Source organism: Paraconexibacter sp. (assembly GCF_059438195.1).
The window spans coordinates 38,696-52,345 of sequence record NZ_JBLKKY010000027.1 but is presented as its reverse complement, the minus strand read 5'-3'; the positions used below and the strand labels follow the sequence as shown (position 1 = coordinate 52,345).

The window sequence follows — 13,650 nt, the reverse complement described above, 5'->3', positions numbered from 1 at the left end:
CCTCGCCGACTTGGCGAGAGGACCTTGCCGCTCGGGGCACGCCGAAGGCGCGCAATCAGATGTTCGCGTACAGCTCGCTCGTCGCACGCGGCTGTGCCGACTGCGGCGAACGCGACCTTGTCGTCCTCGACTTCGATCACATCGGCGACAAGCGCGCGAACGTGTCGACGCTCGCGCACCGTGGCAGCTCTCTCGCCACGGTCGCCGCCGAGATCGCGAAGTGCGAGGTCCGCTGCGCGAACTGCCACCGGCGCCGGACGAGCGCGTCGCTCGGGCATTGGCGCTCGCTGCACCCTCCTGCCGACGATGACCCGCCGGCTGCGGCGGAGGCCGCCGTGTGACGGGGCCGGTCAGCCCGCGAGGAACGTGCGCACGCGCGCGTTCACGTCGTCGGCGTGGGTGAGCGGTCCCATGTGTCCCGCGCCCGCGATCGTCTCTCGGCGGACGTCGGGCAGCGCCGCCTCCAGGCGGTCCGCCGCCCGGCGGATCGCGAGCGGCGAGGAGTCGCCGCCGAGGAGCAGGCACGGGAGGTCGAGCTCGGCGTGCGCCGACGCCGGCGTCCGCTCGGCGGTGAGGGCATGGGCGCCGTCGACGAGCGTGCGCCCGCCGTCGCGGAACCCGGTTCGGACCGGCTCGCCGAGCGCGTCCCACGCGCCCGTGCCGCTCCAGTAGTCGACGAAGGCACGGAACCACTCCTCCGAGGGAGGGCCAGGAGCGTCCCACACCGGGGTGCCGGTGACGCGCGCGAGGTCGGCGAGCGCCTCGTCGTCGGCGGGCGGATCGTGGAGGACCCCGAAGGCGACCGGCTCGAAGAGCGCGAGCCGGCGGACCGCGCCCGGCGCGTCCCGGGCCGCGAGGAGAGCGACCATGCCGCCGTAGGAGTGGCCGACGACGTCGGCGGGCGCGTCGAGGCCGCGGAGCGCGGCGACGATCATCGCGACGTCGTGAGCGAGCGGGTCGCCGGTCGTCGGCGTCTCGCCGGCGCGCGATCCGTGGGCGACGAAATCGGGGGCGTGGACCGTGCGATCCTCGCCGAGCGCGGCGGCGAGGCGCCGCCACTGCCGCGACGACATGCCGCCGCTGTGGAGGAGGAGGACGGGGGCGCGCATGTGCGCACGCTAGTCGATTGCATCACGCAACTGTGCCGTCGCCTTCCCCTCGGTACGCTCCCCCGCAGGGCTGCTAGCTCAATCGGTAGAGCAGCGGACTTCAACGCAAAGGAGCGCCAGTCAGGGAAACCGCTGGTATGTCGGCGGCTGTGTGCTGGGACCCCCTGAGAGCCTGGAGTACCCATCGCGGTGACAATCTCCAGGATTGGGCGATCAGCAGGCAATCCCCTTCGGGGGCGAGCCCTCAGAGGCCATACGCCGCCCACCCTAACGTCGAGTCGAGGGTGAAGAGATGGTCCAGACCGCAACCCGCACCGCGGTGCGGCGGCCGGTGAAAGCCGGTGCGGCAGGTTAATCCGTTGGTTCTGGGTTCGAGTCCCAGGCGGCCCACTCCGAGCCCCGGCCTCCGAGGTCGGGGCTCTCCGTCAGCGCGGCCTACCGCGCCGCCCGCCGCCGGCCACCACCGCGGCTGAGCGCATCCACGAGCAGGTCGATCGAGCGCTCGAGCTGCTCGATCGTCGCGTCCTTCACCTGGGTGACGCCGGTCTCGCGGTTGAGCCAGGCGTTGATCTCCTGCGGCGAGCGGCCGTCCTTGCGACGCAGGTCGTTGACGAGGCCGTGGCGCTTGTCGCGCAGGATCTTGCGGCGCTGGTAGGCGGGGATCGACGACGCGGCATCCGCCGCGTCCGCGGCGCCCTCACCCGGCAGCGGCGGCAGCGCCGGGATGATCGTCTCGCTCGCGGACATGCCGCCGGAGCTGGCCGCGGGCGCCGACGCCGCCGGCTTCGCGGGCTCGGCGGGCGCGGGCCCGCCGAAGAGGGTCATCTGCGGCGCGACGTCGGCGGCGACGGGGATGAACTCCTCGGCCTCCGACCGCTCGGTCTCACGGCGCTCGGGACGCTCGTCCAGCTCGCCGTCCTCCGGCTCCTCGCGGCGACGGAGGTACGGGACGACCTCGTCCTCGACCTCGGAGGCGTGGATCCGGAGGACGGGATCGGCCGGCAGGTAGAGGTAGCTCATCTCCGCGGGCCGGCCGGGGATCGTCCGCACGAAGCGCCCGACGATCTGCCGGAAGATCATCGCGGTCTTCGCCGCGCTCGCGTAGACGCCGACGCGCAGGCGCGGGATGTCGACGCCCTCGCTCACCATGTTCACGGCGACGATCCACTCGTCCTTGCTCTCGGTGAAGCGGGCGAGCTTCTCGGACGCCCGCGCCTCCGTGTGGAGCACGACGGTCGGCGGCTTGCCGGTCACCTCGCGCAGGAGCTTCGCGACCTGCTTCGCGTGCCCGGAATCCGCGGCGACGACGAGGCCGCCGGCGTCGCGGTGGCCCTCCATCCGAACCGAGAGGAGCTTCGCGTGCGCCTCCCGCAGGATGCGCGGCAGCCCGTCGGGCAGCTCGGTCGAGATCGCCGTGCGGTAGCGCCGGCTCGCCTCCCGGCCGGTGAGGACGGTGTCGAAGCCCGCCTCGATGACGTCGTCGCCCGACCGCCACGAGAGCGTCCCGTCGTACGTGATGAAGGCGACCGGGCGGCAGACCCCGTCGCGCACGGCGGCGGAGTAGCCGTAGCTGATGTCCGGCACGGCGACGCCCTCGCCGTCGTAGCTGATGCCCGGGATCGCGCTCGCGTCGGACCGGAACGGCGTGCCGCTGAGGAGGAGCCAGCGCACGGCGCGGCCGAACGCGGCGTCGAAGCCCTCACCCCACGCGAGCTCCTCACCGAGGTGGTGCGCCTCGTCGGCGATGACGAGCGTGCCCGGCGTGCAGTCGCGCGCCCACCGCGCCCCGGACGAGGCGATGCGCGCGTACGTGACGGCGATGCCGTGGAAGTCCTTCGGCGGCACGAGCTCGTCGGAGTCCGGCGCGAGGTGGACGCCGAGCCGCGCCGCCGCCTCCGCCCACTGGCGCGTGAGGGGACCCGTCGGGCAGGCGACGACGACGCGCTGGGCCGTCCCCGCCGCGAGCATCCTGCGGGCCTGCTCGAGGGCCGGCCGGGTCTTCCCGGCGCCCGGCGCGGCGGCGATGAGGAACGACCCGGTCTCCCAGCGCTCCATCGCCTCGAGGGCGCGGAGCTGCCAGTCGCGCAGGCCGGTGGACGGGACGGGAGCGGTCGTCGACGCGGTCACGGAAGGCGGAATCCTGCGGGACGGATCGGACGGGTCCGAACGACCCGATGAACACGCGCCGCATGGGCGCTCGTGCCAATCCTCACGAGGTCGGCGCGACCGCCTCGGCCTCGATCTCCACGAGCAGCCGCGGGTCGAGGAGGCCGGTCGTCCCGAGCATCGACGCGACGGGCCGGATGTCGCGGAAGACCTCGCCGTGGGCGCGGCCGACCTCCTCGCCGCGGGTGATGTCGACGACGAACATCCGCGTGCGGACGACGTCGGCGAGCATGCAGCCGGCGAGCGCGAGCGCGCGCTCGACGTTCGCGAGCGCCTCGCGCGCCTGGAGGTAGGGGTTGCCCTCGCCGACGATGAGGCCGTCCTCGCCGATCGCGGTGCAGCCGCTCACGAGGACGAGGTCCGGCGGGCCGGGGATGCGCACCGCCCGCGAGTAGCCGATCGACTCCTCGTACGGGCCGCCGGAGCCGAAGCGCTGCACGCCGGCCATCAGTGGCGGAAGTGCCGGCGCTTCGTGAAGACCATCGCGACGCCTGCCTCGTCGGCGGCCGCGATGACCTCGTCGTCGCGCACCGAGCCGCCCGGCTGGATGATCGCGCGCACGCCCGCCTCGATCGCGAGCGCGGGACCGTCCGCGAACGGGAAGAAGGCGTCCGAGGCCATCGCCGCCCCCTCGAGCGTGTCGCGCCGGCACTTCTCGACCGCGATGCGCACGGAGTCGACGCGGCTCATCTGGCCGGCCCCGATGCCGACGGTCGCCCCGTCCTGCGCGAGCACGATCGCGTTGGACTTCACGTGCTTGCCGACCGCCCACGCGAAGAGGAGGTTCTGCCACTCCTCCTCGGTCGGCTCGCGCTTCGTCGCGACCTCCATCCCGATGCGCTCGAGGAGGACCTGGTCGCGGTCCTGGACGAGGATCCCGCCGTGCACCTGCTTCACCTCGACGCCGCCGAGCGCGACGTGGCGCTTCTCCTCGTCCTCGAGGATGCGCACGTTCTGCTTCTGCGTGAGGACCGCGAGGGCGTCCTCGCTGAAGCCGGGAGCGATGAGGACCTCGATGAACTGCTGGTGGAGCGCCTCGGCGAGCTCGGCGTCGACCGGGCGGTTGATGGCGATGACGCCGCCGAAGGCGCTGAGCGGGTCGCACTCGAACGCCCCGCGGTAGGCCTCGAGCGCGGTCCCGGCGGTCGCAGCGCCGCAGGGGTTGTTGTGCTTGACGATGACGCAGGCGGGCGTCTCGAAGTCGCGGATGATCGACCGCGCGGAGTCGAGGTCGAGGAGGTTGTTGAAGGAGAGCTGCTTGCCGTGGTGCTGGCGGACCATCGACAGGAGGTGCGTCCGCTCCCCGATCTGCTGGTAGTACGCGCCGCGCTGGTGCGGGTTCTCGCCGTAGGAGAGGTCGGTCACCTTCTCGTAGGCGCGGACGAGGAGCGGCGGGAGATCGCCGTTGCGCTCCGCGAACCAGCGCGCGATCGCGGTGTCGTACCGGGCCGTGTCGTGGAAGGCCTCCGCGGCGAGCTCTCGCCGCGTCGACGCCGAGAGGGCGCCGTCGCTCGTGCGCAGCTCCTCGAGGACCGCGTCGTAGCTCTCGGGCTTCACGACGACCGCCGCGTAGGCGTGGTTCTTCGCGGCGGCGCGGATCATCGTCGGCCCGCCGATGTCGATGTTCTCGATGACGTCCGCGTCGCTGACGTCGATGCGGGCGACGGTGCGCTCGAAGGGATAGAGGTTGACGCACACGAGGTCGACGAACTCGATCCCGTGCTCCTGGGCAGCGGACACGTGCGACTCGTCGTCGCGGATCGCGAGCAGCCCCGCGTAGAGGCGCGGGTGCAGCGTCTTCACGCGGCCGTCCATCATCTCGGGGAAGCCGGTGAAGTCCTCGATCGCGCGGACGTCGAGACCGGCGGCGGAGAGCTCGCGTGCCGTGCCGCCCGTGGAGACGAGCTCGACACCGAGCTCGGCGAGGCCGCGGGCGAAGTCCACGATCCCGCGCTTGTCGCTCACCGAGAGCAGCGCGCGCCGCACCTTCACGGCGTCGGGGGTCGGAAGGGCCTCGTCCGGACTCGTCTGCGCCATGCCCCGCAATCTACGCGCCGGACGCGCGCGACGGCGGGCCGGCGGCCGCCCCGCCCCGCGCGAAGGTGAGGACGGTCCCGCAGAGGAGGTCGTGCTCGAGCGGGCGGAGGAGGTCGTGGAGCGCGTCGGCGTCGCACCCGGGCGGCACGTCGATCGCGCGCTGGGCGAGGATCGGCCCCGTGTCGACGCCCTCGTCGACGAGGTGGACGGTGACGCCGGCGACCTTCACGCCGTGGTCGATCGCCTGCTCGATCGCGCGCAGGCCCGGGAACGCCGGCAGCAGCGACGGATGGACGTTGACGATGCGGCCCTCGAACCGCTCGACGAAGCCGGCGCCGAGGAGCGCCATGTACCCGGCGAGCACGACGAGATCGGCCTCCCAGGCGGCGACCTGCGCCGCGAGCGCGGCGTCGCGGGCCGCGCGGTCGGGGTAGGCGTCGCGCGGGAAGACCGCGGTCGCGACCCCGGCCTCCTGCGCCCGCCTGAGGGCACGGGCGTCCGGGCGGTCACCGGCGACGCCGACGATCGACACGCCCTCGTGGCCGTGCACGCGGTCGAGGAGCGCCTGGAGGTTCGTCCCCTCTCCGGAGGCGAGGACGACGACCCTCATGCGACGCCGGTCATCGGGTCGGGACGGGCCTCAGCGCGCGGCGGGCTGGACGAGCGGCAGGGCGTTCTCGAGGGCGAACTTGCCCTTCGAGTCGAGCGTCCCGGCGAGCGGGTAGCTGCCGGAGAAGCACGCGTCGCAGTGGACGTCCGGCGAGCCGCCGACGGCCTCGTACACGCCCGGGAGCGAGATGTAGGCGAGGGAGTCGCACCCGAGGTGCTCGGCGACCTCGTCCACCGTCCGGCCGTGGGCGACCATCTCCTCGCGCGTCGACATGTCGACGCCGTAGTGGCACGGATGCTTGATCGGCGGCGCCGAGCTGCGCATGTGCACCTCGCGGGCGCCCGCGTCGCGGAGCATCTGCACGATCTGGCGGGTCGTGTTGCCGCGGACGATCGAGTCGTCGACCACGACGAGCGACTTCCCCTCGACGACCTCGGGGAGCGGGCTGAACTTCAGCCGCAGGCCGTGCTTGCGGAGCTCCTGCCCCGGCTGGATGAAGGTGCGCGCGATGTAGCGGTTCTTGACGAAGCCCTCGCCGTGCGGGATGCCCGACCCGCGCGCGAAACCGCGGGCGGCCGGGTTGCCCGAGTCGGGCACCGGGATGACGAGGTCGGCGCCGGGCGCGGGCGCCTCGCGCGCGAGGACCTCGCCCATGCGCTCACGGGCGATCTGCAGGCGCGTGCCGCCCATGAGCGAGTCGGGCCGGGCGAAGTAGATGTACTCGAAGACGCAGAAGGCCTCGCGCTGGGCGGAATCGCAGGCGATCTCGCGGCTCTCGAGGCCGGCCTTGCTGAGGACGACCATCTCGCCGGGGCGGACGTCGCGCACGTACTCGGCGCCGATGGTGAGGAACGCGCACGACTCGCTCGCCACGCACCACGTGTCCTCGCCGAGCCGGCCGAGGGCGAGCGGGCGCACGCCCGCGGCGTCGCGGAAGGCGATGACCCGGTCGTTCGTCATGACGACGGTCGAGAACGCGCCCTTGAGCTGGGGGACGACGGCCGCGACGGCGTCCTCGATCGTCTCGGCCGGATGGCTCGCGAGAGCGGCGGCGATGATCTCGGAGTCCGACGTCGAGGAGAAGGTGACGTCCTGCGCGCGGAGCTTCGCGTGCATCTCCACGGCGTTGATGAGGTTGCCGTTGTGGGCGAGCGCGAGCTCGCGCCGGTTGCCGCCCGAGCCCGCCGACCGGTGGACGGGCTGCGAGTTCTCCCACTCGTTCGAGCCCGTCGTCGAGTAGCGGACGTGGCCGATCGCGAGGTCACCGCCGAGCGCGCGGAGGTCGTGCTCCTTGAAGACCTGCGAGACGAGGCCGAGCGCGCGCTGGGTGATGATGTAGCCGCCGTCGTCGGCGGCGGCGATGCCCGCGGACTCCTGCCCGCGGTGCTGGAGCGCGTACAGCGCGAAGTAGGCGAGGCGCGAGACGTCGTGGTCCGGGCCGTAGATCCCGAACACCCCACACTCGTCGCGCGGTCCCTCGCGCTCGGGCGTGTCCGCCATGGGAAGAGGAGCGCTGGACATGAGAAGTGAGCCGTGAGGCGACTCGCCCACAACGGTAGCAGCGGCCCGGGATGATCTTCTCCGGCAGCCGCCCGGGAGAGGGGACGACCCCGCTCGTTGCGGGGATCAGCCGGGTGGGCGGCGGGCGACGACGGCGAGCGAGTGGTCGGCGGCGGCGGGCGCCTCGTGCGCGGCGAGGACGGTCCACGACGCGGCCTCGAGGCGCGCCCGCAGCGTCTCCGCGGCCCGGGCGCGGGCATCGGCGCCGTCGACGGCCCAGCCCGGCTGCTGGGCGAGGATCGCGAGGACGCCGCCGGGGCGCAGGACGGCGCGCACCTCGTCGAGCCCGCTGCCGCCGTCCCGGGTGAGCGGCGCGACGTTGAACGCGTAGGCGAGATCGAACGGCGCCCCCGGGACGTCGGCGCCCCAGCCGATCTCCACGACGTGGAACGCGGCGCGGCCCTCGGAGACGGCGTCGGCGTTGCGGCGCGCCGCGCGGGCGACCGAGACCTCCGAGCGGTCGACCCCCTCGAGGCGCCCGGCGGGTCCGAGCCGGGCGAGGACGTGGGAGGCGGTCACGCCGGGTCCGCACCCGATCTCGAGCACCCGGGCGTCGGGCGCAGGGGCGAGGACGTCGGCCGCCCAGGCGTGCCGGAACGCGTCGCGGGGGGCGGGCACGATCACCGGCGGATCATCCGCGTCCCGCCGTCGGCCGTCCACACCTCGACGACGAGCTCGTCGCCGTCGACGCGCACGGTCGAGGCCTCGCGGATGTCGAGGCGGAAGAGGTGGGAGCGGCCGTCCTCGGCGGCCTCGCCGTTGAGACGCAGGACGGTCTCCCGGTCGGTCACCTCGACGGCGAGGCCGGCGAGCTTCGCGTCCCCCGGCCACGCGGGCGGGTCGTCGCTGCCGCTGTGGAGGGCGAAGCGCGGGTCGCGCTGGAGGTCGCGCGCCTTGAGCGCCTGCGACATCGACCCGATCCACAGCTCGCCGTCACGGAACTGCGTCTCGGTGCCGCTGATGCGCGGCGACCCGTCACGGCGCAGCGTCGCGAGGGTCTTGTGGACGTGCGCGTCGAGGCGCTCGCGCACGCGCGCGGCGAGGTCGGGGGCCGCGCTCTCGAACTCCTTCCAGGACGCCATGGCGAGAGGAAAGCGCGCCGCGGCCCGGCGGGCCGCCGACACGTCGAAATCGATCAACCCTCCTGACGAGACTCACCCTCATCGTGAGTTTCGTCAGGAGGGCGGGATGATGCGGGGCCGTGACCGACCGCCTGCGCGATCTCATCGACCTCGTCGTCGACTCGCTCGACGACCCGTCGTCGGACGGGCGGGCGCTCGCCGGCCGCGCGCACTTCTCGCGCGACCACCTCGACCGGCTCCTCGCGGCCGCGACCGGCGAGACCCCCGTCGCGCTCCGGCGCCGCCTCCTCCTCGAGCGCGGCGCGTGGCAGCTGCGGCACACCGACGCGCCCGCCGGGACGATCGCCGCCGCGGCGGGCTACGGGTCGCTCGCCGCCTTCTCGCGTGCGTTCGGCCGGGCGTACGGCATGCCGCCCAGCGCGTTCGCCGAGAGCGGCGCGGACGTCGCCCTCCCCGCCCCCAACGGCATCCGCTTCCACGCGCCGGCCGGCCTCCTCGTCCCGGGGGCGCCGCACCGCGGGCTCGACGTCTCGGGGCGTCTCCTCGGGCACCACCTCGACCGGACGCGGGCGCTGCTCGCCCTCGCGGAGGGCGTCCCCGGCGATGCGCTCGACCGCGAGCTGCGCCCCGGTCTCGTCGTGCTCGCCTTCGAGGGCCCGGAGCCCACCGCCCGGCTCATGGCCGAGCGGCTCGTCGCGGCGCTCGAGATGTGGGTCGCGGCGATGGCCGGCGAGGACTTCCCGCCGCCCACCGAGGGGGAGCGCCTCGGCCGATGGGACCACGTCGCGCCGCGCTTCCGCCGGATCGTCGACCGCCTCGCGGCGAGCGGCGCCTGGGACGACGCGTTCGTGGACGCGCTCTGCGAGCCGCCGCAGTCGTTCACCTACGGCGGCGTCGTCGCGCACGTCCTCACCTTCGGCGCCGTGCGCCGCGAGGCCCTCGCAGGCTGCCTCGCCGAGCTCGGCGCGCCGGAGCCCGATGTCCCCGACGACCCGATCCTGTGGGAGATGGCCGCCTACCGGAACAGCGGGCGCAGCGCGTCGTAGGCCTCGCGCAGCTCGCCGAGACCCACCGAGAAGCGCACGTCGCCCATCGCGACGTCGAGCTCGTCACCGCCGACGGTGCCGAAGACGTCGACGGGGATCGTCTCGCCCAGGCGGTCGAGCGCCTCGCGCGGACCGCTCACGATGAAGCCGCCCGGCCGCTCGCCGAAGAGGAGCGCGTCCGTCGTCTCGCCCTCGACGCCGCCGCCCTCGGCACCGGAGGATGCCGGGTCGAAGGAGGCGCCGATGCCACCCGCGAGACAGCACTCGGCCACCGCGACGAGGAAGCCGCCCTCCGCGACGTCGTGCGCGCTCGAGAGCTCACCGGACCGCACCGCGTCGCGGATCGCGTCGAGCGTGGCGAGGACGTGCTCGACGTCGACCTCGGGGAGACCGTCGGGCAGCGGCTCGCCGCGGAGCTTGGCGAGCTCGCTCGCGGCGAGCGAGGGGAGCGCGTTCCAGCCGGCGAGGCCCCACGCGTCGCCCTCGCGGGCGAAGCCGAGCCGCCCGGCGCGGCGCACGTCGGGGAGCGCGCCGACCATGCCGACGACGGGCGTCGGGTAGATGGGGCCGGTCTGGCCTTGGTTGTAGAGCGAGACGTTGCCGCCGACGATCGGCGCCTCGAGCGCGCGGCACGCCTCGCCGAGACCGCGGACGGACTCGGTGAGCTGCCAGGCGATCTCGGGCTTCTCGGGGTTGCCGAAGTTGAGGTTGTTCGTCGTGCCGAGCGGCTTCGCCCCGACGCACGCGAGGTTCGCCGCGCACTCGAGCGCCGCCTCGATCGTGCCGCGGTACGGGTCGGCGGCGACGCGACGGCCGTTGCAGTCGATCGAGACGCCGAGGCCGCTGCCGTCCTCGAGCTTGAGCACCGCCGCGTCGGCCTCGCCGGGGCGGCGGACCGTCCGCGACTGGACGAGCCAGTCGTACTGCTCGAAGAGCGGCAGCCGCGAGGCGATGTTCGGCGAGCCGACGAGCGCGAGGAGGGTGTCGCGCGGAGCGGAGCCCGCCGCGAGCGTCGCCTCCGGCGCCGGGTAGAGCGGCGCGGACGGCTTCTCCGGGGCGAGCGTGTAGACGGGGCAGTCGTCGACGAGCGCGGTGACGGGCATGTCCCCGACGAGCTCGTCGTTCTCGAAGATCCGCATCGCGCGGGTGTCGGTCACCGTCCCGATGACCGTCCCGTGGACCTCCCACTTGTCGGTGATCGCGATGACCTCGTCGACCACCTCGGGCGTGCAGACGCAGAGCATCCGCTCCTGCGACTCGGAGACCATGATCTCGAAGGGCTCCATGTCCGCCTCGCGGAGCGGGACCTTCGCGACGTCGATGTCGATGCCGACCTCGCCCTTGCTCGCCATCTCCGACGCGCTCGACGTGAGACCGGCCGCGCCGAGGTCCTGCAGCGAGACGAGCAGGCCGCGCTCGAGCAGCTCGAGCGAGCACTCGAGCAGCTTCTTCTCCTCGAACGGGTCGCCGACCTGGACGGTCGGGCGCTTGTCGTCATCGGCCTCGCCGAGCTCGGCGCTCGCGAGGACCGACGCGCCGCCGATGCCGTCGCGGCCGGTCGAGGCGCCGAAGAGGACGACGACGTTCCCGACGCCCGCCGCGGCCGAGCGGATCATCCGCTCCTCGTCGGCGAGGCCGAGCGCCATCGCGTTGACGAGGCAGTTCGTCTCGTACGGGCCCTCGAAGTAGACCTCGCCGCCGATCGTCGGCACGCCGATCGAGTTGCCGTAGTGCCCGATGCCCGCCACCGCGCGGTCGAGGAGGTAGCGGGACCGCTCGCTCGTCGGCTCGCCGAAGCGCAGCGCGTCGAGGACGGCGATCGGCCGCGCCCCGAGCGCGAAGATGTCGCGGAGGATGCCGCCGACCCCCGTCGCCGCGCCCTGGAAGGGCTCGACGGCGCTCGGGTGGTTGTGCGACTCGACCTTGAACGCGCAGACGAGGCCGGAGTCGCCGACGCGCACCGCGCCCGCGTTCTCCCCCGGCCCCATGAAGACCGCCGGCCCTTCGGTGGGCAGCGTCCGCAGCAGCTTCTTCGAGTGCTTGTAGGCGCAGTGCTCGCTCCACAGGAGCGAGAACATCGCGAGCTCGACCTCGTTGGGCTCGCGGCCGCCGAGCTTCTCGCAGACGAGCGCGTACTCGTCGCGGGTGAGGCCGAGCGCGACGGCCTGCTCGACGCCGGGGACGGTGTGCGCGCTGGAAGAGTCAGACACGCGCGACCGCCTCCGCCATCGAGCGGAAGAGGACGAGGCCGTCGGTCGAGCCGCAGATCTCGTCGACCGCGTGCTCGGGGTGCGGCATGAGGCCCATGACGTTCCCCTCGGCGTTGCAGACCCCGGCGATGTCGCGCAGCGAGCCGTTCGGGTTCTCGCCCGGCGCGTAGCGCAGGACGACCTGGCGGTTCGCCTCCATCGCGTCGAGCATCGCCTCGGGCGCGTAGTAGCGGCCCGCCTGGTGCTTCGACGGGATCGAGAGCGTGTCGGTCTCGGCGGCGGAGGTGAACATCGTGTCGCGGCGCTCGACGAGGAGGTCGACCTGCCGGCAGATGAAGCGCCGCCCCGTGTTCGGGAGGAGCGCCCCGGGGAGCAGCCCCGCCTCGCAGAGGATCTGGAAGCCGTTGCAGATGCCGAGGACCGGCCCGCCCTCACGGGCGAAGCGGACGACCTCGTCCATCACCGGCGCGAAGCGCGCGATCGCCCCGACCCGCAGGTAGTCGCCGTAGGAGAACCCGCCGGGGACGATGACCGCGTCGACGCCCTGGAGGTCGCGGTCCCCGTGCCAGAGGAGGACCGCCTCGCCGACGTGGGCGGCGGCGTCGCGCGCGTCGAAGTCGTCGCAGGTGCCGGGGAAGCGGACGACGCCGAACTTCACGACGACGTGCTCCCCGCCTCGCCCGCGCCCGTGTCCTGGACGATCTCGAAGTCCTCGATGAGGGTGTTCGCGAGGAGCTTCTCGCAGAGCGACTCGAGCTGGCCCGGGTCGTCGATCTCGAGCTCGACCATGCGACCGACGCGCACGTCGCTGACGCCGCTGAAGCCGAGCGCGGGGAGCGCCTGCTCGACGGCGACGCCCTGGGGGTCGAGGATGCCCGCCTTCGGCCGGATGAGGACGCGCGCCCTCACGCCGACGTCCTCTGCAGCCAGGCGTCGAACGACTCGCCGGTGATCTTCTCGTAGGCCTCGACGTAGCGGGCGCGCGTGCCGTCGACGACGTCGTCGGGGATCGCGGGGGCGGGCGGCTTCTTGTCCCAGCCGGTGCCCGTCGCCCAGTCGCGGACGTACTGCTTGTCGAAGCTCGGCTGCCCCCGGCCCACCTCGTAGGTGTCCGCCGGCCAGTAGCGGGACGAGTCGGGCGTGAGCACCTCGTCGCCGACGACGATCTGGTCGTTCTCGTCGAGCCCGAACTCGAACTTCGTGTCGGCGAGGATGACGCCCCGCTCGGCCGCGAGGTCGGCCGCGGCGGTGTAGAGCGCGATCGAGAGCTCCCGCAGCTTCTCGACGACGCCGCGGTCGCCGACCGCCGCGACCGACTGCTCGAAGTCGATCGCCTCGTCGTGCTCGCCCTCCTCCGCCTTCGTCGACGGCGTGAAGATCGGCTCGGGGAGCTTCTGCGACTCCTGGAGGCCGGCGGGCAGAGCGATGCCGGAGACCTCGCCGGAGGCCTGGTAGTCCTTCCAGCCCGACCCCGTGATGTAGCCGCGCACGATGCACTCGATCGGGAGCATCCGCAGCCGCCGCACGACGGCCGCGCGGCCGCGCACCTCGGCAGGCACGCCCTCCGTGTAGCTGAGGACGTGGTTCGGGCAGATGTCCTTCGTGCGCTCGAACCAGAAGGCGGAGAGGCCCGTGAGGACCTTGCCCTTGTCGGGGATCGGCGTCGGGTGGATCGCGTCGTAGGTGCTGATGCGATCGCTCGCGACCATGAGGACTCGGTCGTCCCCGAGGTCGTACATCTCGCGGACCTTGCCGCGATGGAGGAGGGCCAGGTCGGCGAGGGAGGTGCTCACGTGGTCCGATGCTAGCGAGCGTGGCGGCGGGGGCTCC

At 73.4% G+C, this 13,650-nt stretch carries 13 protein-coding genes and 1 pseudogene; 2 read left to right on the top strand and 12 right to left on the bottom strand.

All coding sequences use genetic code 11. The annotated features are described in order from the left end of the window. Positions 1-341: pseudogene (locus ACME2J_RS11165) on the top strand (hypothetical protein); the annotation flags it as partial. 9 nt (positions 342-350) lie between these two features. Here the strand turns inward: ACME2J_RS11165 and ACME2J_RS11160 are convergent. From ACME2J_RS11160 to ACME2J_RS11125, 8 genes are all read right to left on the bottom strand, one after another. Continuing rightward, a complete protein-coding gene (locus ACME2J_RS11160) occupies positions 351-1,109 on the bottom strand; it encodes an alpha/beta fold hydrolase (RefSeq protein WP_495544991.1) in 759 nt (252 codons plus the stop codon). Positions 1,110-1,544: 435 nt separating this feature from the next. Further along, positions 1,545-3,236, bottom strand: coding sequence for a DEAD/DEAH box helicase (locus ACME2J_RS11155; RefSeq protein WP_495544990.1), 1,692 nt, complete (start codon positions 3,234-3,236; stop codon positions 1,545-1,547). 82 nt (positions 3,237-3,318) lie between these two features. Continuing rightward, a complete protein-coding gene (locus tag ACME2J_RS11150; RefSeq protein ID WP_495544989.1) occupies positions 3,319-3,723 on the bottom strand; it encodes a RidA family protein in 405 nt (134 codons plus the stop codon). Further along, positions 3,723-5,312, bottom strand: coding sequence for a bifunctional phosphoribosylaminoimidazolecarboxamide formyltransferase/IMP cyclohydrolase (gene purH / locus ACME2J_RS11145; RefSeq protein WP_495544988.1), 1,590 nt, complete (start codon positions 5,310-5,312; stop codon positions 3,723-3,725). The genes ACME2J_RS11150 and purH overlap by 1 nt, the downstream gene beginning before the upstream one ends. Before the next feature lie 10 nt (positions 5,313-5,322). Next, complete coding sequence (gene purN, locus ACME2J_RS11140) at positions 5,323-5,922, bottom strand: phosphoribosylglycinamide formyltransferase (RefSeq protein ID WP_495544987.1); 600 nt, start codon at positions 5,920-5,922, stop codon at positions 5,323-5,325. Between the two features lie 30 nt (positions 5,923-5,952). After that, positions 5,953-7,422 (bottom strand): amidophosphoribosyltransferase, encoded by a 1,470-nt coding sequence (gene purF, locus ACME2J_RS11135; protein WP_495544986.1) that lies wholly within the window; start codon positions 7,420-7,422, stop codon positions 5,953-5,955. Between the two features lie 126 nt (positions 7,423-7,548). Further along, positions 7,549-8,106, bottom strand: coding sequence for a methyltransferase (locus tag ACME2J_RS11130; protein WP_495544985.1), 558 nt, complete (start codon positions 8,104-8,106; stop codon positions 7,549-7,551). Continuing rightward, positions 8,103-8,564 (bottom strand): pyridoxamine 5'-phosphate oxidase family protein, encoded by a 462-nt coding sequence (locus tag ACME2J_RS11125; protein WP_495544984.1) that lies wholly within the window; start codon positions 8,562-8,564, stop codon positions 8,103-8,105. The genes ACME2J_RS11130 and ACME2J_RS11125 overlap by 4 nt, the downstream gene beginning before the upstream one ends. A gap of 119 nt (positions 8,565-8,683) precedes the next feature. Here ACME2J_RS11125 and ACME2J_RS11120 point away from each other — a divergent pair, with 119 nt between their 5' ends. Next, positions 8,684-9,610 (top strand): helix-turn-helix domain-containing protein, encoded by a 927-nt coding sequence (locus ACME2J_RS11120; protein WP_495544983.1) that lies wholly within the window; start codon positions 8,684-8,686, stop codon positions 9,608-9,610. Here ACME2J_RS11120 and purL read toward each other — a convergent pair. From purL to ACME2J_RS11100, 4 genes are read right to left on the bottom strand one after another with little or no spacing between them, the layout of a single operon-like run. Further along, entirely contained in the window at positions 9,580-11,820 is a 2,241-nt protein-coding gene (purL, locus tag ACME2J_RS11115; RefSeq protein WP_495544982.1) for a phosphoribosylformylglycinamidine synthase subunit PurL, read from the bottom strand. The genes ACME2J_RS11120 and purL overlap by 31 nt on opposite strands. Next, positions 11,813-12,478: a phosphoribosylformylglycinamidine synthase subunit PurQ gene (gene purQ / locus ACME2J_RS11110; protein WP_495544981.1), complete on the bottom strand. Its 666-nt coding sequence runs from the start codon at positions 12,476-12,478 to the stop codon at positions 11,813-11,815. Before purQ ends, purL begins: the two co-directional genes overlap by 8 nt. Continuing rightward, on the bottom strand, positions 12,475-12,729 hold the full coding sequence (gene purS / locus ACME2J_RS11105; RefSeq protein ID WP_495544980.1) for a phosphoribosylformylglycinamidine synthase subunit PurS: 255 nt from the start codon (positions 12,727-12,729) through the stop codon (positions 12,475-12,477). Before purS ends, purQ begins: the two co-directional genes overlap by 4 nt. Further along, complete coding sequence (locus tag ACME2J_RS11100) at positions 12,726-13,613, bottom strand: phosphoribosylaminoimidazolesuccinocarboxamide synthase (protein ID WP_495544979.1); 888 nt, start codon at positions 13,611-13,613, stop codon at positions 12,726-12,728. Before ACME2J_RS11100 ends, purS begins: the two co-directional genes overlap by 4 nt. Positions 13,614-13,650 lie beyond the last annotated feature (37 nt).

Bases quoted from the DNA above. Each gene is read 5' to 3' on its own strand.
- purF (WP_495544986.1), bottom strand. From the start codon at position 7,422: ATGGCGGACACGCCCGAGCGCGAGGGACCGCGCGACGAGTGTGGGGTG.
- purN (WP_495544987.1), bottom strand. From the start codon at position 5,922: ATGAGGGTCGTCGTCCTCGCCTCCGGAGAGGGGACGAACCTCCAGGCG.
- ACME2J_RS11150 (WP_495544989.1), bottom strand. From the start codon at position 3,723: ATGGCCGGCGTGCAGCGCTTCGGCTCCGGCGGCCCGTACGAGGAGTCG.
- ACME2J_RS11160 (WP_495544991.1), bottom strand. From the start codon at position 1,109: ATGCGCGCCCCCGTCCTCCTCCTCCACAGCGGCGGCATGTCGTCGCGG.
- purH (WP_495544988.1), bottom strand. From the start codon at position 5,312: ATGGCGCAGACGAGTCCGGACGAGGCCCTTCCGACCCCCGACGCCGTG.
- ACME2J_RS11125 (WP_495544984.1), bottom strand. From the start codon at position 8,564: ATGGCGTCCTGGAAGGAGTTCGAGAGCGCGGCCCCCGACCTCGCCGCG.